Source organism: Lutimonas sp., from assembly GCF_051011215.1.
Classification (GTDB): Bacteria; Bacteroidota; Bacteroidia; order Flavobacteriales; family Flavobacteriaceae; genus Lutimonas.
On the sequence record NZ_JBPCUJ010000122.1, the window covers coordinates 1 to 26,741 of the forward strand.

Annotated in this window: 15 protein-coding genes; 9 read left to right on the top strand and 6 right to left on the bottom strand. The window is 39.1% G+C overall.

Going from position 1 to position 26,741, the window contains the following annotated elements; all coding sequences use genetic code 11:
• Together ACR2MV_RS11665 and nagB are read right to left on the bottom strand one after the other, a co-directional pair.
• On the bottom strand, positions 1–263 hold a 263-nt coding region (locus ACR2MV_RS11665; RefSeq protein WP_434022093.1), incomplete at its 3' end, for a hypothetical protein.
• Between the two features lie 112 nt (positions 264–375).
• Positions 376–2,286 (bottom strand): glucosamine-6-phosphate deaminase, encoded by a 1,911-nt coding sequence (gene nagB, locus ACR2MV_RS11670; protein ID WP_434022094.1) that lies wholly within the window; start codon positions 2,284–2,286, stop codon positions 376–378.
• Positions 2,287–2,579: 293 nt separating this feature from the next.
• Here nagB and ACR2MV_RS11675 point away from each other — a divergent pair, with 293 nt between their 5' ends.
• From ACR2MV_RS11675 to ACR2MV_RS11690, 4 genes are all read left to right on the top strand, one after another.
• Entirely contained in the window at positions 2,580–3,902 is a 1,323-nt protein-coding gene (locus ACR2MV_RS11675) for a sugar porter family MFS transporter (RefSeq protein ID WP_434022095.1), read from the top strand.
• A 3-nt stretch (positions 3,903–3,905) separates the two neighbouring features.
• Positions 3,906–4,796, top strand: coding sequence for a carbohydrate kinase family protein (locus tag ACR2MV_RS11680; RefSeq protein ID WP_434022096.1), 891 nt, complete (start codon positions 3,906–3,908; stop codon positions 4,794–4,796).
• A 230-nt stretch (positions 4,797–5,026) separates the two neighbouring features.
• On the top strand, positions 5,027–8,122 hold the full coding sequence (locus tag ACR2MV_RS11685; RefSeq protein ID WP_434022097.1) for a SusC/RagA family TonB-linked outer membrane protein: 3,096 nt from the start codon (positions 5,027–5,029) through the stop codon (positions 8,120–8,122).
• A gap of 11 nt (positions 8,123–8,133) precedes the next feature.
• The gene (locus ACR2MV_RS11690; RefSeq protein WP_434022098.1) at positions 8,134–9,699 is read left to right on the top strand and encodes a RagB/SusD family nutrient uptake outer membrane protein; all 1,566 of its coding nucleotides are present in this window, start codon (positions 8,134–8,136) and stop codon (positions 9,697–9,699) included.
• A gap of 65 nt (positions 9,700–9,764) precedes the next feature.
• Here the strand turns inward: ACR2MV_RS11690 and ACR2MV_RS11695 are convergent, their stop codons facing one another.
• Positions 9,765–10,475 carry a response regulator transcription factor gene (locus ACR2MV_RS11695; RefSeq protein ID WP_434022099.1) on the bottom strand — a complete coding sequence of 237 codons (711 nt, stop codon included), beginning with the start codon at positions 10,473–10,475 and terminating at the stop codon, positions 9,765–9,767.
• Position 10,476: 1 nt separating this feature from the next.
• Entirely contained in the window at positions 10,477–11,742 is a 1,266-nt protein-coding gene (locus ACR2MV_RS11700) for a sensor histidine kinase (RefSeq protein ID WP_434022100.1), read from the bottom strand.
• Positions 11,743–12,011: 269 nt separating this feature from the next.
• Between ACR2MV_RS11700 and ACR2MV_RS11705 the strand changes: the two genes are divergently transcribed.
• From ACR2MV_RS11705 to ACR2MV_RS11725, 5 genes are read left to right on the top strand one after another with little or no spacing between them, the layout of a single operon-like run.
• Positions 12,012–15,362, top strand: a complete 3,351-nt coding sequence (locus tag ACR2MV_RS11705; protein ID WP_434022101.1) for a VCBS repeat-containing protein — start codon at positions 12,012–12,014, stop codon at positions 15,360–15,362.
• Entirely contained in the window at positions 15,343–18,708 is a 3,366-nt protein-coding gene (locus ACR2MV_RS11710) for a VCBS repeat-containing protein (RefSeq protein WP_434022102.1), read from the top strand. Before ACR2MV_RS11705 ends, ACR2MV_RS11710 begins: the two co-directional genes overlap by 20 nt.
• Positions 18,692–21,964: a VCBS repeat-containing protein gene (locus tag ACR2MV_RS11715; RefSeq protein ID WP_434022103.1), complete on the top strand. Its 3,273-nt coding sequence runs from the start codon at positions 18,692–18,694 to the stop codon at positions 21,962–21,964. The genes ACR2MV_RS11710 and ACR2MV_RS11715 overlap by 17 nt, the downstream gene beginning before the upstream one ends.
• Positions 21,961–23,280, top strand: coding sequence for a vanadium-dependent haloperoxidase (locus ACR2MV_RS11720; protein ID WP_434022104.1), 1,320 nt, complete (start codon positions 21,961–21,963; stop codon positions 23,278–23,280). Before ACR2MV_RS11715 ends, ACR2MV_RS11720 begins: the two co-directional genes overlap by 4 nt.
• A gap of 12 nt (positions 23,281–23,292) precedes the next feature.
• Positions 23,293–24,183: an AraC family transcriptional regulator gene (locus ACR2MV_RS11725; RefSeq protein WP_434022105.1), complete on the top strand. Its 891-nt coding sequence runs from the start codon at positions 23,293–23,295 to the stop codon at positions 24,181–24,183.
• Between the two features lie 60 nt (positions 24,184–24,243).
• Here the strand turns inward: ACR2MV_RS11725 and ACR2MV_RS11730 are convergent, their stop codons facing one another.
• Complete coding sequence (locus tag ACR2MV_RS11730; RefSeq protein ID WP_434022106.1) at positions 24,244–25,053, bottom strand: 3-keto-disaccharide hydrolase; 810 nt, start codon at positions 25,051–25,053, stop codon at positions 24,244–24,246.
• A gap of 127 nt (positions 25,054–25,180) precedes the next feature.
• Entirely contained in the window at positions 25,181–26,692 is a 1,512-nt protein-coding gene (locus ACR2MV_RS11735) for a Gfo/Idh/MocA family protein (RefSeq protein ID WP_434022107.1), read from the bottom strand.
• Positions 26,693–26,741: the final 49 nt, after the last annotated feature.

Below are 26,741 nucleotides of genomic sequence, written 5' to 3' on the forward strand. Positions count from 1 at the left end.
GTCATGTATCGAATAAAACTTGTCGTTGCCTTGAATATCCTGGAAGATTCCTTGATTTCTCCTTCAATGAAAATGGAAAAATCCGGGGCAATCTCAAAATTACTCGAATTAGAAGTGATTTGCTGAGGCCATGGCATGATATGAATTTCTTCATTGATCATTTCCTGATTCTTTTCTGTCCCATTGGAATTTTCCTGAGATACTGCTTCCCAACCTATGAACTGTGTCACCACGAACAAAAACACTAATAATTTACTATACATATTTGATAAATAATAATTTAACTTCTCTTAAAACAATAAAAAAACCGTCAGCCAGAATTTTATTTTTCAACAAGCTCTGAAAGACGGTTTCAAAAAATACTCAAATAAAATCTTAATAATGATATCTCTTAAAAGCCTCAAACGCTGCATAATCAGCCATTCCCAGACTATTATACTTTTTAGCTGTTTCTTTATTTCTATCCTCAGCTCTCATCCAGAATTCTCTCGAATCATCACCTTGGAACATCACACCATCTTTTTGAGATTGGTGATAAAAAATAGCTTGTTTCTTCTTCAAAACCTGATCTGGACTCATTGGGACGGCCATTTCAATATCGTGTATATCCCATTCGTGCCACGCACCTCGATACAGCCATACCCAACAATCGTCCATATAACTTTCAGGCTTTAACTGATCCAAAGCCATAAATAAAGCATCCAAACACACTTTATGCGTTCCATGTGGATCTGCTAAATCTCCGGCAGCATAGATCTGATGTGGCTTTATCTCTGTAATAATATCGCACATGATGGCCACATCTTTTTCACTTAATTTATCCTTCTTCACCCGCCCAGTTTCATAGAAGGGTAAATCTAAAAAGTGTACCTGACTATCAGGTATTCCTACATATCTGGTAGCTGCTACCGATTCTTTTCTTCTGATCAAACCTTTTAAACCTCTTACCGCAGCACTATCCACATCATACTCTTTTTTAGCTTCAAGGTCTTTGATAATTTTTGAAGCTGAAGATTTTTCTCCGTTAAGGTCAAAAGATACTTCGGCAAACTTTAAAGCTTCTTCATCCGATACAGCGATATTTCCGGAGGTTTGATAAGCAACATGTACTTCATGTCCCTGTTCGACCAACCGATCAAATGTCCCTCCCATAGAAATGACATCATCATCCGGATGCGGGCTAAAAATAATCACACGTTTTTTTGCAGGCGTATTTCTTTCCGGTCTGTTGGTATCATCTGCATTTGGCTTTCCACCTGGCCAGCCGGTAATAGTGTGTTGTAACTTATTGAACATGTTGATGTTCATTTGATAAGCCGACCCTTGTTCGACCAATAAACTTGACATCCCGTGGTAGTTGTAATCTTTATCTGTCAATTTTAAGATGGACTTATCCAGCTTACTACTCAACCAGACAACGGCTTTTGCCATAAGGTCATCTGTCCAGATACAATTCTTCACCAACCAGGGTGTTTTTACACGGGTTAAGTCATTTGACGCTCCTTCATCCAAGACAAAAGTCACATTTTCATGTCTTTGCAGATAGGTTGCAGGCACATCTGCTGTGATCTCTCCTTCAATGGTCTCTTTAATCACAGAGGCTTTGTTCACACCCCATGCCAACAATACAATTCTTTTGGCTTTTCTAATGGTTCCGATACCCATGGTAATCGCTACTCGAGGCACATGTTCTATTCCTAAAAATGATGTGGCAGCATCAATTCGTGTAATATGATCCAGAGTTATGTTTCTGGTACCGGAGTTATAATGCGATCCAGGTTCATTAAACCCAATATGACCTGTACGTCCTATTCCCAACAATTGAAAGTCAAGGCCTCCGGCTTCTTTGATTTTCAATTCATAATCGATACAAAACTGATGTACCTCATCCGGCTTCACTTCACCACTGGGTATATTGATGTTTTCTGGTAAAATATCTACATGATTGAACAAATGCTCGTGCATGAAATACCAATAACTCTGGGTATTTTCCTTGGTCATCGGGTAGTATTCATCCAGGTTAAAGGTAACGACGTTTTTAAAGCTCAATCCTTCTTCATGATGCATCCTTACCAATTCTTCATAAACTTTAATAGGCGAAGAACCAGTTGCCAGTCCCAAAACACATTTTTTATAATCAGCTTGTTTGGTTCTGATCAAATCTGCAATTTCCTGAGCTACTGCAATGGATGCAATATTCGAATTGTCAAAAACCACATTATGAATTTTCTCAAATCTGGTTTCTTCAAATTTCCCTGCTTCTTTGTATTCTAGTTTCTTATACATACTCTAAATTTTTCTTCAAGGTTATTTCGAGAGTGTCTTGCTGCATCCCTCGAGCTTAAATCTTTGACAAAATTCATTTAATTGAATCTATTTCAGAAAATTATTCGACAAATGACCCAAATTAACCGATAAAAAATCCTTTTTATAGACTTACAAGTCTGATTTAATTTCTATATCTTGCCCTAGCCTCATACGCCAGACATGCCTTTAATAAACCCATGTAATGCGTATTTGTCTTAGAATCTATTTGATATTCAGAATAAAAACGAGACACTAACAAAAAAATATTTAGAATGAATAAAATCACCTTATGGTCCATTATTGTGGCCTTAGCAGGATTCCTTTTTGGATTCGATACGGTTGTCATTTCAGGTGCTGATCAGCAATTGCAAGAATTATGGGGATCTTCTGATGTTTTCCACGGTTCTGTTGTGATGGCCATGGCACTCTGGGGTACGGTCATTGGCGCTATGTTTGGTGGGATTCCCACCAACAAAATCGGCAGAAAAAAGACCCTGATCTGGATTGGTGTTTTGTATACCATTTCGGCAATTGGTTCAGCAATGGTAAACGATCCTTATACCTTTGCTGCCTTTAGATTTATAGGAGGTTTAGGTGTTGGAGCTTCAACAGTAGCCGCTCCGGCGTATGTATCGGAAATTGCTCCTGCCAAAGACAGGGGACGTTTGGTTGGTTTTTACCAGTTCAATATTGTTTTGGGAATTTTAATTGCCTTCCTTTCTAATTATTTATTGAGTAATGTAGGAGAAAATGCCTGGAGATGGATGGTGGGAGTTGAAGCTATTCCGGCCTTTATCTATACCATTCTTGTACTAACGGTTCCAAAAAGTCCTCGCTGGCTCTTGCTCAATGGTCGTCGAGAAGAAGCTTCCAAAACACTGGCCTTATTAAATCCTGGTGAGGACGTTGAAAAGATCATGAATGACATTGAAGAAAGTCAATCTGATCATCACAGCAGCAATGAGACCATCTTTATGAAAAAATACCGATTCCCTTTAATCCTGGCTTTTTTAATTGCATTTTTCAACCAATTGTCAGGTATCAATGCCTTCTTATATTATGCCCCGCGTATATTTCAAGAGGCTGGCTTAGGAGAAAGCACGGCCCTCTTAAGTTCAATTGGTATTGGTGTGACCAATATGGTATTTACCTTAATTGGTATTTCTCTGATAGACAAACTGGGGCGAAAGAAATTAATGTATATAGGATCCGTTGGTTATATCATTTCCTTGTCTTTGGTAGCAATGGCTTTCTTTTTTGAATGGGAAGGAATCGCGGTACCTATTTTCCTATTTGTCTTTATTGCCTCTCATGCGATAGGTCAGGGAACCGTCATCTGGGTCTTTATTTCTGAGGTCTTTCCGGACCAACTCAGGGCGGCAGGTCAATCCTTCGGAACCAGCACACATTGGGTATTGGCAGCAATTATTCCATCCATGGTTCCATTTTTATTCAGCACCATAGGACCAGGTACAGTATTCGCTATTTTTGCTTTTATGATGGTGCTCCAATTGTTATTTGTCAAGTTTATGATGCCGGAAACCAAAGGGGTTCCATTGGAAGAATTAGAGAAATTATTAACGAAAAAAGAATAGGTCATGAAACCCAATATTGTCTGTTTTGGTGAAACGCTTTGGGATATTTTTCCAGCTAAAAAAGTGGTGGGTGGTGCGCCTTTAAACGTAGCTTTAAGATTGCATTCTCTAGGAGCCAATGTGCACATTATCAGCAGCATAGGAGAGGATAGTGAAGGCACAAATTTAATCCGGTTTCTCGATGAAAAAAAAGTGTCAACTAATGGCATTCAAAGACATGTCAATCATCCAACAGGAAATGTGCTTGTTCATCTTGATAAAAACAATACTGCGACCTATACCATCTCAGAACCGGTAGCCTGGGACCATATTTATCACCGTCAAAGTGACACCCTTCGTATTTCCGAATCAGATGCCTTTATTTTTGGTAGTCTGGCCTGCCGAAATTCTACCACCAGAGCCACCTTGTTGAAATATATCGAAGAAGCTACATTCAGCGTTTTTGATGCCAACCTGCGCGCTCCTTTTTACCAAATGGAATCAATTATGAAATTCATGCATCAGGCCGATCTTATCAAGCTCAATGACGAAGAACTTGATGAAATTTTTCATTTTTTGAATGTTTCAGTCAAAGGAATGAAGGCTCAAATCAGGTATTTGTCCTCACTGACCAAAACCGATCATATTTGTGTTACGCTTGGTTCCGCAGGAGCACTTCTTTTCACAGATTCTATGTTTTACAGGAATAAAGGATATAAGGTGAAGGTTGAAGACACGGTCGGAGCCGGTGATTCTTTTCTTGCCAGCCTGATTTACAAAACATTGACCAAAGTAGAACCTCAATCAGCCTTAGATTTTTCCTGTGCCATGGGATCGATAGTAGCTAGTAAAGCAGGCGCAACTGCGATGGTTGATAATGCAGAAATTGAGCTCCTCCAATTATTAGATTCCTAATTTTTATTGCATAATAATCAGAATTTCGTGTTTTTAGAGTCACTTTTCGCAATAAAACATGTTTTTTTATTAATAGAAGGTTAATTTACCTAAATAATTTTCTTATATTTCCACTGTCTAATTCTTTTTCAAATAAATATCCTTCCTAAAATCACACAAAAATGGGACCTTGAAGTGTGTTTTTTTGTTTAGAATTTGACTTCTCAAATAATAACTAATTTAAAATAATTATGAAATTTAATTTACTCAAACAATTAGTGTTTGCGAGTATATTCCTGTTTGCAGGAATAGCCTATTCTCAGACAGTTAGTGGAACAGTAACGGGTGATGAGGGACCATTACCCGGGGTGAATGTAATTGTTAAGGGAACATCAAATGGGGCTTCTACCGATTTTGATGGAAACTATTCTCTCGACAATTTAAGTGGCGATGCAGTTTTGGAGTTCAGTTCACTGGGCTTTGTAACTCAAGAAGTTACCGTAAACGGACAAACCACCATCAACGTGGTTATGGAAACAGACAGTGAAGCTCTGGACGAAGTCATCGTTATCGGTTATGGTACGACAACAGTTAAGGACGCAACAGGAGCTGTCGCTTCAGTTAGTTCAGATGACTTTAATGGTGGAGCAATTGCGTCTGCCGAACAATTAATTCAGGGTAAAGTTGCCGGTGTTCAAACCGTCCAGTCAAGTGGAGAACCAGGTGCCGGTATTGCCATTAGAATTCGTGGAACGAACTCAATTCGTTCAAACAATGATCCTCTTTACGTGGTAGATGGTGTGCCTTTGACAGGTGCAGCACCACCAGAAGGACCGAACGTTGGTTTTGGTTCAAGTGTATCGAGTAACCCTTTGAGTTTCTTGAATCCAAATGATATTGAAAGCATGAGTGTTTTGAAAGATGCCTCGGCAACCGCTATCTATGGATCCAGGGGTGCGAATGGTGTTGTTATTATCACTACAAAGAGTGGTAAAGGAAGACAGGGCGGACAATTTGAATTCAATACAGGATTAAGTTATTCTACACCGGCTAATAGTTATGATTTGTTAAATGCAGAAGATTTCCTTGATGCGGTTGAGCAGTTCGGTGGAAACCCGGATGATCAAGATTTTGGATCTGAAACTGATTGGCAAGATGTTGTAACCAGAGATTCTTTCTCGCATGATACAAGTCTTTCTTACAATTACAATTATTCATCAGGTTCTATTAGAGGAACGCTAGGTTACCAGGATCTTCAGGGAGTCCTGAAAAATTCAGGTTTACAGAGATCCTCTGGAAGAATTAACTGGTTTCAAAGATTGTTTGATGATAAATTGAATCTTAGTATTCAATCTACCTTATCTCAGGTAAATGAAGAACAACCTGCCCTGTCTGGTAGTGCAGGATTTCGTGGTGACCTTTTGGGAGCTGCTTATTCCGCCAACCCAACTTGGGCCAACGATCCCGACATAGATACTGGAGGTCAGATTAATCCAGCAAATATGTTGGCTTATACGCAAAGTCTTACTGAAACTGATAGGGTATTAATTAACTTTTCAGCAGATTATGCGTTCTTACCAGGATTAGTTGGTAAACTGACTCTTGGTTATGACAAATCAAATTCTTTGAGAGAATCGAATACTTCACCTGCTTCCAGAAATCTGGATCGAGGGTCACAAGATAATGGTTTAGGAGCATTCTCAGATGCAGAAGCTTCAAGTAAATTAATGGAACTCACCTTAACATGGGATAAGGACTGGGAGAATTCAAGATTGAATTTGTTAGGTGGTTATTCTTATCAGGATTTTGTACAAAAAGGAAATACTGCACAAGGATGGGGTTATAATACCTCTAATATGAATGATATGGCAAGAGCCCTAAGAACTTCAGTAAGTGCAGTAGAGCAATTACTGGCAGGTAGTTCTTACCAGCAATTTGGTATTGCAGATCCAAACGGTAATTCTTTTGTAAACAGATTATTTCCAGAACCATCTTCAGAACCGATTGCAGGTTTTGCAGACACAAGTGTAAGATCTTTCTGGAGCGACTACTATGATTATACTGATGAATTACAATCTTTCTTTACGAGAGCCAATTACACGATCAGAGATAAGTATTTATTTACTGCTACCGTAAGAATTGACGGATCTTCAAGATTTGGTTCAGATAATCAATACGGGGTATTCCCATCTGCAGCATTTGCTTGGAAAGTAAATGAGGAAGATTTTATCGGTGATAATGTCTCGACATTGAAAGCGAGATTGAGTTGGGGTATTACAGGTAACCAAGAAGGTCTAGGACATGGTAACTTCATTCGTAGAGAGCGTTTTGCCGGACCTGGAATCGCTGACAATGGTGAAATCAATACACCAGGTACATCAGCAGTAGCCTTTGCAAATCCAGATCTAAAATGGGAGGAAACAACTTCTTATGGATTTGGAATTGATTTCGGACTGGCAGCTGACAGATTGACGACTACTTTTGATATCTATTACTCTGAAACGAATGATCTGTTGTTGAGAATTGAGGCCGCACAGCCATCTCCTCAGCCATTCTTTTTCCAGAATTTAGATGCTATTGTGATCAACCAAGGGGTTGAATTCTCCATCAACTATGATTTCTTCGATACAGAAGATTTTTCATGGGATGCAGGATTTAACATCTCTTACAATGAAAATGAAATCAAAGATTTCGCAGGACAGATTCCCGCAGGTACGATCAGGGGACAAGGATTATCAGGAGCCTATGCTCAGATCCTTGCGCAAGACCAGCCATTATTCTCTTATTTCTTGAGAGAGTTTGAAGGGTTTGATGAAAACGGACAACCTATTGGTGATGACCAGACCTTTGTAGGTAAGAGTGCTTTACCTACTACCAACTATGGTTTAAATACCAATTTAAGATATAAGAATTGGGATTTAAACATGTTCTTTACCGGACAGGCTGGAGGGTATGTTTATAACAATACTGCCAACGCATTCTTTACTGCTGGAGCAATTGCAAATGCACGTAATGTGACGCCAGATGTACTGGTGAGCGGTGAAGCTGGAAATGCGGAAGCTGCAGTATCCACAAGATTTTTGGAAAAAGCTGATTTCTTCAGATTTCAAAATATGACCTTGGGGTATGACTTCATGTTGAGTGATACGAGCGCAATTGACAAATTAAGATTATCTTTAACAGGTCAAAACCTATTCATTATTACTGATTACACTGGACTGGATCCTGAATTAAGTACCAATCCAGGTTCAGGAGATTTATTGAATAATTTACCAACTGCAGGTATAGACTATACTTCCTACCCAAGACCAAGAGTCTTTACTTTAGGAATAAATCTAGTATTTTAAAAAATTAAGTCATGAAAAAAATGTTAAAAAATAAAATTAAAAATATAGGGTCTCTCGGCATCTTAGCTGCTATATTTCTTGTATCCTGTACGGATCTTGAAATAAAAGAAACAGATTCTATCTTTTCCGAAAGCGGTGATGGATTTAATGGAGTCGCCGATGTGGCAGGAAGTTTGACAAACTTGAATAATAATATTCGAGGAAACTTGGAAGGGCAAGACAATCTTTTTGCTCTGACAGAAGTGTCAACAGATGAAACCTTTGTACCAACAAGAGGTACTGACTGGGGTGATAACGGAATTTGGAGAGTATTACACCAGCACACCTGGTCCCCATCTCACAATTACGTTTTATCTGTTTGGAACCAATGGAATCAAAATGTGTTTAATGCTTCTGAAATTATAGATGAAAAATCAGGTCCAACAGCAGCTCAGGCCGCAGAGGCAAGATTTTTAAGAGCATTTTCTATGTTCTGGATTATGGATCTATACGGACAGGTTCCTTTTAGAGAGCCAGGTGAAGGACCGGAAATTGAGCCTAAAGTTTTCAAGCGAGCTGAGGCATATGCCTTTATCTTAAACGATCTGAATGAAGCGATCAGTGCACTTCCGGCAACAGGTCCTGATGCTGACATGACCAACTTTGCACATAAATCAGCAGCCAGGTTTTTAAAAGCCAGAGTCTTATTGAATTCTGGTGTATATACAGGTTCCGGGACACCTTCGGCTGAAGCCTTGGCAGAAGTAATTACCTTGGTAGACGATATTCAAGGAGATGGTTTTGGCTTACAGGCAGGTTTTTTCGACTTGTTTACACCTGATCAGGACAACGAAACTATTTGGTGGGTAGGTGCCTCTTCTGGAAACAGAATGTGGAACGGACTTCATTATAACATGGGCCACCCTGACAATGGTGGTGGCGGTTGGAATGGCTTCTCTACCTTAGCTGAATTCTATGATCTATTTGAAGGACCAGAAAATTCTAATTATGCAGGAGATGGTCAGGAAGAAAGAAGAGGATGGGTTCCCGATGCAAATACAGCCAATGAGGATAACTTAGGATTTGGCTATGGAATGCTAATTGGACAACAATATGACAAAGACGGGCAACCGATTAAAGACAGAAATGGGAATCCTTTGGCGTTCACAAGAGAGCTTCCAGGATTGGTAGGTAACAATGAAGTTACCGGGATTCGTACCCTTAAATACACCCCTGCTAATGGCGCCTTTGTGAGTCATCAAATTATCTTCCGATATGCCGATGCTCACCTGATGAAAGCCGAGGCTATGTATCGACAAGGTGGAGATGCTCTTGGAATGGTTAATGAGTTACGTACCTTACGTGGTGCTCAAAACCTGGGTTCTTTATCTGATGAAATATTCCTCGATGAACGAGGACGTGAATTATACCATGAATTCGTACGAAGAACTGATATGGTACGATTAGGACAGTTTACAAGAAATTGGGAATTTAAAGATGAAAGTGCAGTCGGAGATGTAAATAAAAACTTATTCCCGATTCCTTCAAATGCCCTTTTATCAAATACGAAACTGGAACAAAACCCTGGTTACAATTAATGATTAGAATATCAATCAAATATATAAAAGGCTCCCTTGGGAGCCTTTTTTTTGTTCTAATAAATTCACGATTGGTCTAGCCGAAAAATAAAACCTTTCCCATGCTGATTTTCTATGCGTATCGATGTGTCTTTTGACAAATACTTTCTCAAGTGGGAAACAAAAACATTCAAACTTTTTCGGGAAAAAAAATCACTTTTCCCCCATAAGGTATTCAAGAGTTCTTTATGGGAACACAACTCATTTTTATGTTCCAATAGCAAATTCAAAACATCGGACTCACGTTGAGTAAGTTTTTGAATACTCCCGTCTTCATGCCTCAGTTCATGAAGGTGAGATGAATAAACGTAAGACCCGATAGATTGATCCATTAACGGTTTTACCTTATGCAGCTCCCTCCCTATCGATAATCTTTCAAGCAAATTGTTTAAGCGAACTACGAGTTCTTCTTCATCAATTGGTTTTTTAAGGTAATCTACTGCACCCAGAGAGAACCCTTTTAATACATCGACTTTCATCGAGCGAGCTGTCAAAAAAAGAAAAGGGGTATCGCTGTGTTTTAATCGAATCTCCCTGGCAAGGGTAAAGCCATCCATCTCGGGCATCATGACGTCCAATATAGCCAGGTCAAACGGATAGATTTCGATCTCGAGCAAAGCTTCCACTCCATTTTTAACCCATTTGACATCAAAATCCTTCATTTCCAGATATTCTGACAAAAGATATCCTAGTGATTGATCGTCTTCAACTAATAAAATTCTTCGATTTTCTGACATACTACTTCAATGGCAACACTATGGTAAAAGTAGTTCCTTTACCAGGCTCACTTTTAAGTTTGATACTTCCTTTATGCAAATGTACAATTCGTTTTACATAATGCAATCCCAAGCCATGCCCTTTTACATTGTGCAAATCACCATCTGTTACTCGATAATACTTATCGAAAATTTTTTTTTGATCCACCTTACTGATTCCGATACCTTTATCCGAAATCTTTATTTCCAGCAAACCTTTACTTTCCCTGGCATCCAACGTAATATCAACGATATCACCTGAATATTTAACTGCATTGTCTACCAGGCTGCTTATGGCATTTTCCAGATGATACGCATCACCTTGCAACTTTATAGGCTTCTCATCGATATTGCTTTTAAATGTAAAATTATTGAGTACTGCCTGCTGCCGAAAATTCTGCACAACTTCTTTCAACACCAGTTGCATATCAACGGGCTTGCTTTGTACAAAACCTTTTTTTTCTTCTATACTTCCTAATTCCAATACCTTATCAATCTGTCCTTTCAATTTACCCACCTGCTCTCGTATCATTACTATCAATTCTTTTGAATCTTCATGCCCCTTCGCCTCCAATAATTTTGATGCCACGCCTATCGAAAAAACAGGAGTTTTTAGTTCATGGGTCAAGTTATTGATAAATTCATTGGTGGTGACAATCAGGTTATTCTGTAAATAAAAAGCTCTGTATACCCATAAAATCACAACAATAATGATGATCAGAAAAACGATGCTGGGAATGGTCAGGCCGTTGATCTGAGAAAGAAAGTAACGATTAACATTTCTAAACTGTATGGAAAGTACCATTTTCTCCTTCATCACATCCGGTAAATATCCTTCAAGAACAATCGGATAAATCAATAACTTATCTTCTTGTTCAAAGACATTCGTGGAGTGAAGAATCACTGTAGAATCTGCATCATACAAGGAAAAAGAGAATTCCGTCTTTACCCCATTTTGCACTAATTTTTGCTGTAGAAAATCCTGAATAAAATAGATCGATGCATCTTGCAAACTATCCTGACTTAGTTTAAAACTTCCTGAATTACCTTTCAGTGCAGAGGCCGTTAGAAACGTCAATTCATTTCTTTGGAACAATCCTTGTTTAATATCCTTCACAGCATCTCCCATCTTCTGATTGAATTGAACACTGGCCAGATTTAATCCTATTCTAAAATATTGGTATTGAATAAACGAAAGACCAACTATAGCGATGATAAATAACGTAATATAGATGTGTTTTTTATTCATTTCTAAAGCCAGATGCGCTCGGCAATCCTCTTTATTAATATTTGATTAACCATTTTAACTTTTGCTTAATCTTTTTAAACTATCATTAGAGCCAAAGTAAGAATTAATGATTTAAATTAGCTGAAATTTCATACATTATTTGAGAGATAAGGTGAAAATAAGCCAGCATTTGTTGGCTTTTTTTATTCTTAAATTCAATTTGGAATTTCAAAAAAATCAAAACAACACAAATACTACTTAAAGACCATAAAATCTGGCACTTAACAATAGTGAACTCAAACCAACTAAGCGGGAAAACTGATGTTGGCAGCAATCTTTTTATTGCTGTCCTGCTCTGTTTAGTGGTCCTTTTTTGCAGCTCCTCCTGTACATATAAAAGTTCCAGGTTATTTGAATTAAAAAAAGACACTGGAATAGATTTCAACAACAAGTTGAGCCCCGATCCTGAATTAAATATTCTCACCTATTTATATTACTATAATGGAGGTGGCGTTGCTTCTGGTGATTTTAACAATGATGGATTCATCGACCTGTATTTTACAGGGAACCAGGTGGCCGATCGCCTCTACCTCAATGCCGGAGCACTACATTTTATGGATATTACAAATGAGTCAGGCATCGTCAATGAAAGTGGGTGGACAACCGGTGTGACAGTTGTGGATATCAATCATGACGGCCTGTTAGACATTTATGTCTGTAAAGTCGGTCAGTTTAAAAGTATTTCCGGACGAAACTTTTTGTTCGTAAATCAGGGAATCAACCTTGATGGCATTCCTGAATTCAAAGAAGAAGCCGCTAAATACCATTTAGATGTAACCAGTTTTGCCACTCAGGCAGCTTTTTTCGACTATGATATCGATGGAGACCTGGATATGTTTTTACTCAACCATTCCGTTTATCCGAACAGAACCTATGGAAAGGGTTCTTCAAGACAACGAATAGATTCCCTGGCAGGAGATCAACTATTTGAGAACAGAGAAGGTGTTTATTTCGATGTGAGCAAAACATCTGGAATCTTTCAAGGAAAAATTGGCTACGGACTGGGCATAGGTATTAGTGACGTCAACAATGATGGCTATCCGGATATCTATATAGGGAATGACTTTTTTGAAAATGATTATTTATATGTCAACCAAAAGGATGGTACTTTTAAAGAATTGATCACCGCTGACCAGACACATGTAGGACATACCAGTCATTTCTCTATGGGAAATGATATTGCTGATATTAACAACGATGGCTGGACCGATATTATTTCCTTGGATATGTTGCCCGAAAACTTAAAAGCCTATAAAACATCAGGGCGGGAATATAACAATGCCATTTACGATCAATATCTTAACAATGGCTATCGACCACAATACATGCAAAACAGTTTACTGCGCAACGGGCGAGGAAAGTTCTTTCAGGAAACTGCTTTCGCGGCAGGGCTTGCAGCAACAGACTGGTCATGGGCACCGTTAATCGTTGACCTGGATAACGATGGGTATAAGGACGTTTTTATTTCAAATGGTATCATCGGCGCCACCAATGATATGGATTTTATCAACTTTATAGCCGACAAAAAAATTCAAAAGCAATTGGAACAGGGCATGGAGGAAAAAGATCTGAAATTCACTGAGCAATTACCTCAGCGAATGCTTTCCAATTACTTTTTCAAAAACAAGGATGGTAATCGCTTTTCCAACCAAACGGCCAATTGGTTCCAAGAATTGCCATCCTTTAGCAATGGAAGTATTTATGCCGATCTGGACAATGATGGAGACCAGGACCTTGTGGTCAGCAATGTCAATGAAAAAGCCTTTATTCTTGAGAATAAATCGGATAAAGGCGCGAACAATTCGATTCAGTTTATTCTCAAAGGCCCCAATAAAAACACCCTTGGGATCGGATCCAAAATAACGGTTTTTAGCGACAGTTTATCCATTTTTATGGAGAACTATAGCAGCAGAGGATACTTGTCTGCCATGGCCTCTGAAATGACCGTAGGGATCGGACCGAGAAATGCCGTAGATTCAATACGAATTCATTGGCCTGGTGGTTCAACTCAGTTATTGACAAATATTGCAGCAAACACCAAAGTAACATTCGACTATCAGAAGGCCTCACCCCTTCCGTTAAAAACTAAATTACCAACAATAGCCTTGAAGCCTGTCGCAATTTCTTCTGAAGCCAGGCATCAGGAACCCACTTCCTACGAATTTGGCAGGGAACCCTTGATACCATATTCAAAAGGAACTGAAGGTCCTAAAATTTCTGTGGCCGATATAAACAATGATGGCCTGGAAGATTTTTACGTAGGAGGAGGCAAAAGACAAGCTTCATCCATATACCTGCAAGATGGGGAAGGTCACTTTAAGGAAAGTTCACAACCAGAATTTACATTGGTTAAAGACAATGAGGAAACTGACAATGTTCTTTTTGATGCCGACAATGATGGCGACCTCGATCTTCTTACAGTATCTGGTGGTAATGAATATATAGGAGGTAAAGAATTACATCCCCTGTTATTTATTAATGAACAAGGGATTTTTACGCTCAGTATGAACTTTCCCGAGATTGAAGTCAATGCTTCAGTGGTCAAAGCGGCTGATATCGATTCGGATGGCGATATGGATCTGATTATTGGGGCCAATGCCTTTCCCAGAAAATTTGGACAACCTGCCACCAATTACCTGCTGCTCAACGACGGATTCGGAAACTTCAATATAGATAAGACCGATGGAGCAGATTCCTTTGCCCAGGCAGGGCTCGTAGAAGACCTGGCCTTTAGCGATGTAAATGCCGATGGATTAAAAGATCTGATCGTTCTGGGGCACTGGATGCCAATTAGCATATTTCTCAATTCGAAACAAGGCTTTAAAAGAGCAGAATATAAAGGTCTGAATAAATCAAATGGCTTATGGAACCGCATCGCCGTAGCTGATTTTGATAAAGACGGGGACCTGGATTTCATTGCCGGAAACTGGGGGATCAATACAAGATTGAGGGCTAGTTCATCAGAACCTTTGCAATTGTATATTTCAGATTTTGATTTAAACGGCAAGGAAGAGTCCATCATGACCTATTTTGACCAAGGGGAGAAAACAGTGTTTTCATCCAAAGATGAGCTCGCCAAACAGCTTCCTTCTCTTAATAAAAAGTTTTTGTCTTATGCGGATTTTGCTGCAGCCGATTTTAAAGACCTGTTCAACAAAAAAATCATCGATAAAGCGCAGCTACTGGAAGTATTTGAACTTTCCAGTTGCTATTTTGAAAATATAGGGGATGCTGCATTTAAAAAACATAAACTCCCGTTTACAAGTCAATTGTCTTCGGTAAAATCGATACATTTAGAAGATTTTAATAAGGACGGATTTACAGACGTTCTATTAGCCGGAAATGATTTCCATATCAATACGCAATTAAGCAGGCTGGATGCCAGTCATGGAGAATTACTTATCAATGACACAAGAGGTAATTTCTTCTCTGATCAAAAGGCGGATCTGGACCTCCGCGGTATGGTCAGAGATATTTCCAGCATCAGGATCCAAGGTGAAACATACCTTATAGTCACGTTAAATAATGACAGTCCTGTTTTTTTAAAAGCAACTAAAACACATGAGTCAACATCAAATTAATATGAAGTATTTTACATTTTTGATTGCCTGCTTCTTTGCCTTCTCTTCCTGCAAGAAGGCTGAAAAACCTATGGCAAAAAAAGAAGAGCCTGCCAGACCTTTGTTTAGTTTAAGAACACCTGAAGAAACTGGTTTTGATTTCAACAACAAAGTAGTCAATCAAAAAAACTTTAATATTTTCAAATACAGAAATTTCTACAATGGAGGTGGTGTTGCCATTGGTGATATCAATAATGATGGATTGGCAGATATTTATATGACAGCCAATATGGGCCCGAACAAATTATTTCTAAACAAAGGAAACTTTGAGTTTGAAGACATCTCAGACACTGCCGGAATCGCAGGTAACAAACCCTGGTCAACTGGTGTAAACATGGTCGATATCAATGCTGACGGACTTCTGGATATTTATGTAAGCAATGCAGGGAATATGGAAGGCAACAATCATGATAATGACCTTTATATCAACAATGGAGACCTTACGTTTACTGAATCTGCTACCACTTTTAATCTGGCAAAAACAGGATTCAGCACCCATGCCAGCTTTTTTGATTATGATAAAGACGGAGATCTGGATGCCTATATCTTGAATAACAGTAACATTCCTGTAAGTAGTTTGGGATATGCAGAGCAAAGAGAAGTAAGGGCTCAGGACTGGGAAGGGGTGCCTGATATTTTTAAAGGTGTTGGAGACATGCTGCTTGAAAACAAAAATGGGGTCTTTGTTGATGTAAGCGAAAAGGCCGGAATTTATGGCAGTTTGATTGGTTTTGGTTTAGGGGTTATGATCAGTGATGTCAACAATGATTTGTATCCGGATATTTATGTTTCAAATGACTTCTACGAAAGAGATTACCTATACATTAATAATCAGGACGGGACTTTTACGGAAGATATCAAAAACTGGGCCTCACATCTTTGTCTGTCTGCCATGGGAGTTGATATGGCGGACGTCAATAATGATGGACTGGCTGATATCTTTATAACGGATATGCTACCCGAAGGAGATCAAAGAGTGAAATCCGTCATGGAATTTGAAGGCTATAATATTTTTAAATTAAAACAGAGTAAAGACTTTCACCAACAATATATCCAAAATACGCTTCAAATTAACAATGGAAACGGCTCGTATTCAGAAACGGCGCATTACAGCGGAGTATCAGCAACAGACTGGAGCTGGGCAGGGCTGTTATTTGATATGGACAATGATGGTTATCGTGACATTTATGTAACAAATGGCATCAATCACGATTTAACAGATTTGGATTTTGTCGATTTTTTTGCCAACGAAATTATCCAGAACATGGCATTGACAGGCAAGAAAGAAGCCATCGATTCAATTATCGATAAAATGCCGATTTCTCCACAACCTAATTATGCCTTTCGAAATAAACATGATATTACCTTTAGCGATGAAACTGAAAATTGGGGTTTTGCGCAACCCAGTTTATCCAACGGTGCCGCCTATGGAGATCTTGACAATGACGGCGATCTTGATCTCGTGATCAACAATGTCAATATGAAGGCTTTCTTATATGAGAATAAATCGAATGAACAAAACGAATACAACCACCTGCGCCTGCAGTTCAAAGGGAACGATAAAAATCCATTTGCCATTGGTACCAGAGTGAATCTCTACCATGACAAAACAAACATTTTACAAGAATTAATCCCCTCAAGAGGGTTCCAATCTTCCATGGACTATATAATGACTATTGGACTTGGTGAAATAAAAACAATGGATTCTATCAGAGTCATCTGGCCTGATAATAAAACCGTCAAGCTCACAAATATAGAGGTCAATCAATTGCTGACCTTCGATCAGAAAGATGCCAGTGATACTTTTACGATTCCTGCATTAAAAGTCCAAAAAAAATTACTCCAGGAGATTTCCAATGACAAACTTCTCACTCATAAGGAAAATAATTTCAATGATTTCGACTTTGAAGGCCTGATTTCCAAGAAACTCTCTCAGGAAGGACCGGCAATAGCGATTGGTGATATTGACGGAGACGGAAATGAAGATGTTTTTATTGGTGGCGCAAAAAACCAGGCCGGACTGATCTATCTGCATAAAGGTGCTGGAAAATTAACCCTTGCCAAACAGAACGTCTTTGAAAATGATCAGTTTTATGAGGATACAGCAGCCTCTTTATTCGATGCTGACGCTGATGGTGACCTCGACCTCATGGTCGGTTCCGGTGGAAATCAAACCGGGGAAGAAAAGTCCTACAAAATACGATTGTATCTAAACAATGGTAAAGGACAGTTTAGCCTGTCAGATAAATCCATTCCTTCTAATTTTAAAAATGTGTCAGTCATCAGTCCGGAAGATTTTGATATGGATGGTGATATGGATGTTTTTATTGGCGCAAGAAGTATTGTTGGTGTCTATGGCCTGAATCCCAATCATTTATTACTTGTAAACAATGGAGATGGATCCTTTTCTGACGCTACCGAAAGACTGGCCTATGATCTAAAAAAAGACGGAATGATTACCTCTGCTATCTGGACAGATATCAACAATGATCAAAAAAAAGACCTGATTACCGTATCCGACTGGGGCAGTCCAAGAGTCTATAAAAATAACGGTAGAAGGCTGTCTTTTATGTCTACGGACCTGGATAGTCTCCAAGGTTGGTGGAACGTTGTTGAATCCGCGGATTTAGATCAGGACGGAGATATGGACTTGATTCTTGGAAATCAGGGGCTCAATACCCTTTACAAGGCCAATAAAGACCAACCGATGAAAATCTGGATCAATGACTTTGACAACAATGGTACCTTTGAACAAATTGTAACCAGGAACATTGATGGGAAAGACTACCCTATTCATATGAAAAAAGAACTGACTGCTCAAATGGTCTCTTTAAAGAAACAGAATTTAAAAGCCTCAGAATATGCCAAACGAAGTATTGATGAACTGTTCCCTGCCGAAGTTTTCGAAAAATCAATTATGAGAGAAGCTAACATGGGTGAATCAATCATTGCCATCAATGAAGGAAATGGCAAATTTTCCACAAAGGAACTTCCCAATTGGGTTCAATTATCCTGCGTTTGTGGCATTACCTGTGTGGATATCAATAAAGACGGCCACCTCGATCTGATATTAGGTGGAAATAATTTTGAATTTAAACCACAGTACTCGAGAATCGATGCCAATTACGGCAGCGTTTTACTGGGGAATGGAAAAATGGAATTTGAATGGCAAACCTACGCCAGCAGTGGGTTCTATATCAGAAATGAAATAAAGCACATAAAACAGTTCAAAGATAAAAATAACAACTCCTTTATAATTACAGCCATTAATGATGAGAAACCCAGGATATATGCATTTGATAACTAGAGGACCAATCTATGTTGTGCTTTCCTTAGTGCTTCTGAGTTGCGGCCGTCAGGAAGGAGATTTATTCAGCAATCCTGAGGCGGATATAACAGGGATTGATTTTGAAAATACCATAAGGGAAACAGATGACCTCAACATCCTTGATTACCTGTATTTCTATAATGGTGGTGGTGTTGCAGTTGGAGACATCAATCAGGATGGACTCACAGACATTTTTTTCTCCGGCAATCAGGTAAAAAACCGACTATACCTGAACAAAGGTAACCTGGAATTTGAAGACATTAGCGAGAAGGCGAAAATTGCAGGAGAAAGTACCTGGAACACCGGGGCCGTGATGGGTGATGTTAATGGAGATGGTTATTTAGACATTTACGTTTGTGCCGTAGTTGGACTCAATGGATTCAATGGCTATAATGAATTGTATATCAACAATGGAGATCTGACTTTTACGGAAAGTGCCGGACAATATGGACTGGATGCAGATTCGTATAGTTCTTCAGCTGTCTTCCTTGATTATGACCTGGATAATGACCTGGATATGTACATTTTAAACCATGCCGTTCATACTCAGGAATCATTCGGAAGGTCTGAATTGAGGGAAAAAAGAGATTATCAGACAGGTGATAAATTGATGCGTAATGACAATGGAATTTTTACTGATGTGAGCGAAGAAGCTGGTATTTATGGAGGTGTCAATGGCTATGGATTGGGAGTTTCAGTAGCCGATTTTAACCAGGATGGCTACCCTGATCTTTATATTAGTAATGATTTTCATGAAGATGATTATTATTATTTAAACAACAGAGATGGAACCTTTTCTGAAAGAATCAAAGATTTTTTCGGACATACCACACGTTTTTCCATGGGCAACGACGCTGCTGACATTAATCACGATGGCTGGCCGGATATACTCACGCTGGACATGCTTCCTGAGGACGAAACAGTCTTAAAATCTTCTGATGGAGATGAATCTTTGCAAATTCTCAATTTGCGCATAAAACAATACGGATATCACTATCAATTTACGCGTAACATGTTGCAAATAAATCAACCTGATGGCCACTTTGCTGAAACTGCCTTACTAAGTGGCGTTGCAGCTACCGACTGGAGTTGGAGCGGTCTGCTGGCAGATTACAATCAGGATGGTGAACAGGACCTCTTTGTTTCGAATGGTATTCCCAAAAGACCTAATAACTTAGATTTTATCAAATTCATTTCGAATGATCAAATTCAGAAAAAAATCAATAATTCACGTCTGGTAGACCAGCAGGCGTTAGACATGATGCCTTCAGGTAAGGTCCATAACTATATTTTTAAAGGAAGTAAGGACCTTGTTTTTAAAGATATGTCTGGTTCATGGACCAGGAAGGATACCCTGTATTCCGGTGCCACAGCACTGGCCGACCTGGACAATGACGGAGATCTGGATATCGTCATCAATAACATAGACCATGCCGCTTCACTTTATATTAATAAAACAAATGACAAGGCAAATTTCCTAAAACTTACATTTGATTATCCTGCTCCGAATACGTTCGGTATTGGTACAAAAGTATTGTCCTATCATCAGGGAACTTTACAATACAAAGAGCTGTACACAGCCAGAGGCTTTCAGGCCTCTTCGGAACCAATCATTCATTTGGGCTACGGAAAAGAAAGCAAGGTCGATTCCCTGCGAATCATCTGGCCTGATAAAACAAGTCAGTTACTTACTGATATCAACACCAACCAAACCCTCCGTATTAAACCTGATCGAAACGAGCCTTTTGATTACCGAATTTTGAATCCAGAAAATAAGCATATTTTTGAGAAAACGACCAACAACCTTGGTCTTGATTTTACCCATGTAGAAAATCCTTTTAACGATTTCAACAGACAAAAACTGATTCCCTATAAGGTGTCAGACCGAGAGCCTGCAACTGCCGTCGGTGACCTGAATAATGACACCTTAGCAGATGTCTTTTTTGGTGGGTCCAATGGCGTTCCTTCAAAAGTCTTTATTCAAAAAGACACTGCTTTTGAAGAAATAAAAATAAGTAATTTTAGAAAAGATTCCATTAAAGAAGATGTGTCTGCATTGATTCTCGATTTAAACGGCGACGGTAAAATGGACCTGTTTTCAGGCACGGGAGGAGCTGCCTTTTCAGCCAATAACTCTTATCTGAGTGATTCTTATTTTATTCAAAATGACAGCTCTTTTTCAAAGAGTGAATTACCAACCTATGCGGGCAATACGTCTGTAGTAAAAGAATACGATATCGATCAGGACGGAGACCTCGATTTGTTTATAGGAAACCACGTTATCTCCAAAAAATTCGGAATAACTCCGGATTCCTACCTTCTCATCAACGAGAATGGGGCCTTTACGATACAGGAAACAAAGGGTTTTAAATCACTTGGCATGGTGACAGATGCTGTTTGGTCAGATTTTGATGCAGATGGGATCAAAGACCTTATTGTCGTTGGCGAATGGATGCAACCAGTTTTTTTCAAAAATGATAATGCCGGCCTGAAAAAAGTGCAGGTCACACCAGCAATACTAAGTGGTCTATGGCAAACCATCATTCCGTTTGATATCGATCAGGATGGAGACCTTGATTATCTGATGGGCAACTGGGGAATGAATAGCAAGTTTAAAGCCAGTAAGGAAAATCCAATGCAAATGTACTATCAGGATTTTGATGATAACGGGACTGCTGAAACCATCCTGGCTATTGAAAAAAATGGTGGTTACTATCCACTTGCTAATTTCGATGAATTAAGCGGTCAAATGGTGAAACTAAGAAAAAAATACGGTACCTATCAGGAGGCTGCTGGCCAAACTATAACGCAGATGTTCGACGATGTAAAACTCAAAGAGTCACAGATATATCAGGTCAACACCTTGCAATCGGGTTATTTAAAAAACAATCATTCAACCTTTGAATTCGTGCCTTTCCCCAACCATTTACAGGTGGCACCAATCACCACTTTTTTAAAATATGATTTTGATGGTGATGGCAGGCAGGACATCTTGACTGCAGGAAACTATTTTGGAGTACAGCCCTTCCATGGAAGGTTTGATGCTTTCTCAGCTGCCCTGATCAAAAGTAATACGGAGATCCTGCTGGGAAATCAAATGGGAATAGATCTTTCGGGCAAATCAGTCAGACATTTGAATATCATTCCGTTTAAAAATGATGTCTATTTATTGATTACCATTAACAATGATCAGGCACAAGTATATAAAATAAAAAATACGAAAAACATACCATGAAAAAGCACCTTATTATTCTGATAAGCCTGGGACTTTTACTCAGTTGTTCAAAAAAATCAGCTCCCATTTTAATAAATGCTGAAGATTTTCACCATTCAGTTGATAAGGTTGGAGAAATCATGGTACATGATATTTTTTCTCCACCGGTTGCAAGCAGAGTTTTCTCATATCCCAGTATTGCCGCCTATGAAATTATCGCCCAGGGAAATTCCAAATACGCCTCTTTAGAAGATCAACTAACGAATTTAGGGACCACGCCCCCGGCTCCCGAAGGAGTGAACTTTCAACTTGCTGCCTTGATTGCACATATGAATTTGAATAAAAAACTCATTTTCTCTGAAGATGACATGCAAGTGTACATAGACAGTCTATACCAAAATTGGAACGATACGAATTCCAAAGAATTTGAAATTTCCAAAACCTATGGTTTAAACGTGGCCAGGCATATAGCCGACTGGATGGATCAAGACAATTATAAGCAAACACGAACCATGTCAAAATTTTCAGTCAACACAGATGATCCTTCACGATGGCAGCCAACACCACCGTCCTATATGGATGGTCTTGAGCCTCACTGGAATAAAATCAGGCCGTTTGTGATAGATTCCGCGGCCCAGTTTAAACCGGTACCACCTCCACCTTTTAGTATGGAACAGGAATCTGATTTCTACAAGGAATTAAAGGAAGTCTATGATATTAGTAATGCAATCACAAAAGGCGGAGATGATTCTGAAGAAGTTGCCATTGCCCAGTTTTGGGATTGTAATCCTTATGTTTCAGTTTCCCGGGGTCACCTTATGTTCGCTACCAAAAAGATTACCCCTGGTGCACATTGGATCGGTATAACAAAAATAGCCTGCAGACAAAGCAATTACGATTTTGATGATACTGTTTATGCCTATACCAAAACAGCAGTGGCCATTGCAGATGCCTTTATCAGTTGTTGGGACGAGAAATATCGAAGCAATTTGATCCGACCTGAAACCTTGATTAACGAACATATCGACGATGCCTGGAAGCCTGTTTTACAGACTCCTCCTTTTCCTGAATACGTAAGCGGGCACTCAGTGGCCTCTGGAGCGGCAGCGATCGCCTTGACCGATATTTTTGGAGATAATTTTAAGTTTGCAGACGATACAGAACTACCATATGGACTTCCGGTAAGGCATTTCGAATCCTTTAACAAGGCGGCAGATGAAGCCGCGATCAGTCGCATGTATGGAGGCATACATTACAGAGCTGCTGTAGAAGTTGGAGTTAAACAGGGAAGAGATTTGGGTACCTTTGTGATCCAGAATTTAGACATGTACAATTAAAACCTTTTCATAGTGAAAAAGATTCTTCTTCTTATAGCTATTTTTTTAGGCTGCTTTTTGTCCTGGTACTTTCTGCTTAAGCCCTATGATTATCTGGTTAGCCTGGAGCCAAAAACCTTTCCTGGAGCTGTAAACCAAAGTATCAAGACCTGGAATCTCACCCTTGATAATTCAAGCCTCAGCAAGTCCGATGATCTCTTAGCACTTAATCAGCTCATAACCTATGGTGATTCTGTCTTCCTATATGAATGGCGACTGGAAGCCATAAATGACTCCACTACCTTTGTCAAAGTGTACGTCACAGATCAAAGTCATAGTTTTCAAAATCGTCTCAACAATCTTTTTTTCTATACAGATTTCGAAAAAAGAGTTAAGAACAGCCTTACTGAATTTAACAGTAATTTAAAACAACATATCAGTCGTTTCAAGGTGAAGATCGTGGGAGAAGATCACATAAATAAAACCTATTGTGCTTTTATACGTATCAGTGGGCCGCAAGGCGAAAAAGCCGTGGGAATGATGCAAAATTTTAGTTTGCTCACCAGTACCTTGGTTGAAAAGAATATTGAACTTGATGGAAGGCCTTTTATCGAAGTCATTGACTGGGATATGACGAATGACTATATCACCTATGATTTTTGTTATCCCATAAAAAACAAAGAGGACCGGTTTGATCATTCGCTGATCCATTTTAGAGAAGTTACACCTCGAAAAGCCTTAAAAGCCATCTACAATGGAAACTATATCACCTCAGATAGAGCCTGGTATGCATTAGTTGACTATGCTGCCGCACAAAACATCACCATAGACAAAAAACCTTTCGAGGTATTTCATAACAATCCAAATATGGGTGGAGATGAACTTCAATGGCAGGCAGAAATTTTTATGCCTATCAAAGAATAACAGCACAAAAAAAACCTCTGAATATTCAGAGGTTTTTAATAAATTTTACCAATGTAAGGCCTAAAGTTCTTTAATTTTAATACTTCTAAACCATACATCATCACCATGATCTTGAAGCCCGATATATCCCTTTGAAGCGACATCAGCCCAGTCTTTATTCAAACTTGGGAATTTACTTCCGGCTACCATTTCATTCCATTCTGGTGTCCATAAATGATACTCAACAACATTTACGCCGTTTTGAGTGTGAACAACAGTACCTTTATACACAGTGATCTCCACCTTGTTCCATTCGCCAACTGGCTTCGCATTCTGTGGTTTTGCGGCAATCAAATCGTATAAAGAACCTGACTGTCTGTTTCCATCGGTTCCCAAAGCTGCATCAGGATGCTTTTCATTATCCAAAATCTGCATTTCTGGAGCCGTTTTCCAGATAAAATCCAGTTCTTCTTCTCCCAAATAGAAAATACCCGAGTTTCCTCCTTCTGAAATTTTCCATTCCAAGCTCAAAGTAAAGTTTTGAAACTGCTTATCAAAAATGATGTCTCCACCCTCTTTGTCTCCAGCTTCACCTCTTCCGGAACCAATCATATGAATTGTTCCGTCTACGACCTGCCAGGCAGAAGGGAAAACATCTTTTTTATATCCTCTCCATCCTTCAGACGTAGTTCCGTCAAAAAGCAATACCCAACCATCGCCTTTCTCAGCTTCCGTCAATGTATTTGGTGCAGCCTCTTCCACAGCTACTTCTTCAACAACCTCTTCAGCCGCTTCAGCTGCAGGAGCCTCTTTTTTTGCTCCACCACCACAACTAACCATAAAAGAGCTTGTTGCGATACCTAATGCAAGTATAAAAATTCTTTTCTTCATTTTTTGAAATTTATTTGTAATTGAAAATCAGTTAATTATTTATTTACTGTTAATTAGAACCTTAGAAAATTACCGCTACAAGGTAAAATTCTAAGGTCCGTTTTAAAATTATAATTCCTTATTAATTCTATTTTGGCATTGGAGGTAATTCCCATCCATCTCTATAGGTGTGCTTCACTAATTCCTGAGAATAGGCTAGCGCATTCATAGGATCTGTATAGTCTTTGTTGAATGTAGGATGACCATCATGAATTTCAAAACCGTCTTTAACGACGTTTCTTATTTCCTCAGAGGCACCAATGTTCGTGAACTCCATTTTTTCACCATCCCATTCAAGTGTCTTATTCAAGTCTTGAAGACGAACTGCCAATACACCCATCACGACCATTTCATTAAATGGACCTGCTTCCGCAAAATCAGAAGTACAAGGCATTCTGCTTTCAGGACTTTCTTTACAAGCTCTAACCCAGTCCATTTCATGAGCTCCTCCGCCCCAAGACAGACCCATTTCTTCTTCAACCCTTCTTTCTGTTTTTGGTGGGTTTACTTTTTTACCTGACAACAATTCTGGCTGAACACCATAGCAACCTGTATGTAAAATATCTTTGGTTCCATAGAAGAAGGTTCCTCCTCCGCTTTTGTTCGGATTCTTACCTGCAGGCCAATTGTCTGGCAATTCTGGTTTGATACCTCCATCATACCAATGTACATCTACTTCTGGCAAATTAATGCTACCAACTTTCCCTCTTTCAGGGAAGGTCAATTTAGCAGATTGTGATACCGGCGCACAGTCATTTAAAAGTAACGATGAACTTGCCTGAACTTTACTAGGGTATCCTAATTTTAATCCTTCAAATACCGGATGTAAAATATGACATGCCATATCTCCTAAGGCTCCTGTACCATAATCCCACCATCCTCTCCAATTCCATGGATGATACACTTCATTAAAATCTCTCATTTTAGCAGGTCCTGTAAACAGCTCCCAGTTCAAAGTATCCGGAATCGGATCAGCAGTTTCCGGTAAATTCAATCCTTGAGGCCATATAGGTCTGTCGGTAAATGACTCCACTTTTACAACATCTCCCAGGGCACCGCTCCAAAGAATTTCACATGTCTCGGCAACACCGGCACCTGAAGCCCCTTGATTACCCATCTGAGTAGCTACCTTATTTTCTGCAGCAAGTTTCGTCAATAAACGAGATTCATACACAGAATGCGTCAATGGCTTTTGAAGATATACGTGTTTTCCCATTGTCATGGCATGAGCTGCTGTCAATGCATGGGTATGATCTGCTGTGGCAATAACAACCGCATCAAATTCATTCTCCATTTCCTCATACATTTTTCTAAAATCCCAATATTTTTTGGCATCCGGAAACTCATCAAAAGCTCCTTTAGCATATTTCCAATCAACATCACATAAACCTACTATATTCTGTGATTTTAGATTTCTTAGGTTTCTTAGACCCATGCCACCTACTCCTACTCCAACAATATTCAATTTGTCACTAGGTGCAACATGACCCAACCCGCTTACGGCAAAAGATGGCACGATAGAAAAGCCAGCGCTGGCCACCAGCGTTTTGTTTACAAAATTCCTTCTGGAAATTGTGTTCTTTTTTTCATTCTTACTCATAATACTATAAAACTTAATTAATTAGAAAAATCGGTAATTTATATTTGTT